Origin of the sequence: Bartonella sp. AP36NXGY, assembly GCF_042195865.1 — a bacterium.
Lineage (GTDB): Bacteria > Pseudomonadota > Alphaproteobacteria > Rhizobiales > Rhizobiaceae > Bartonella.
Window position 1 is genome coordinate 1 of the sequence record NZ_JBHIPD010000114.1, and the last position, 1,049, is coordinate 1,049.

Sequence of the window (1,049 nt, forward strand, 5' to 3'; positions counted from 1 at the left end):
GCTGATACGACGAAGCAAGGGCTTGGAGAGGTCAAGAGTTCATTAGACACGGTGACAGCAACGACAAATTCTGCGAATACAGCCGCCTCTGAGGCAAAAGTGTTAGCGGAAGAAGCGAAGAGTGCATTGACAGAAGTTCAAGAGAAGGCACAGAGGAACAGTGACAGTCTTTCTGAACTTCAAAGTAAGGTAGGTTCTCTTTCCACTAATTTTTTAGAGAATGTGCGTTTTCATCAACCTGACAGAATTCTGGAAGCCGATCCGAAAAATAGAAAAGGTCTTGTGATCAATGAAGGGGCATGTTTTCGCTTTTATCATGGTGAAGAGAATGGGGGTAGGTACCTCTTTTACCGCATTCCAGGGCGTGGAAGGATGACTTTTGACGAAGATCTTGAAGCAGGAAAGGATTATTATATATATCTCATCTTAAAAGATCAGACGAATGAGCTATCCTTTGAAATTTCGCAAAATCCGACGGCTCCTGATGGCTATACAAAGGATAATTCTGAAAAGATCGGTGGATTTCATACGCTATGTGCGGATGTTGGTGAGATTGAAGGTCATCTCTTATCGGGTTATCAAGCGGGGGATGTTTTGCCCAATTCTGTTTGGTGTTTAAATCACCGCCCACGTAGTAGTCCAGAAGGGATGGTTTACAATCCGTGGCATAATATTTGGGTTGATATTTATCTTCAATCAGGGACAGGTGTAAATGCAAAGTCTGCCTATGGTGTTCCGATTACAACCAATCGTAGCTATGCGGATCATGCCTTTGATTTTTGGTCTGTTAATAAGAGATTTTTGACGAGTGATGAGTTTTCGCCATGCATGTATGGAAGTAATCAAGCAACCAGTATTGTCGGCAATCAAGCGCCTTCTCCTAAGACGTCTGGAGGACACGTTGATACAAACAATAGACGGATGATTTCGCATATCGGTTGTGAGGATGGTTGCGGTTATGTTTGGCAATATTTGTCTGGTTGTTATCCAGTGACTAAATGGCATACAGGGGAGCAAGGAAGCAGTTTACGTGTAGACATAAATGGTAT

At 42.8% G+C, this 1,049-nt stretch carries 1 pseudogene; it reads left to right on the forward strand.

The window, feature by feature from the left end:
- A pseudogene (locus ACFINX_RS10160) lies at positions 1-1,049 on the forward strand (hypothetical protein); the annotation flags it as partial.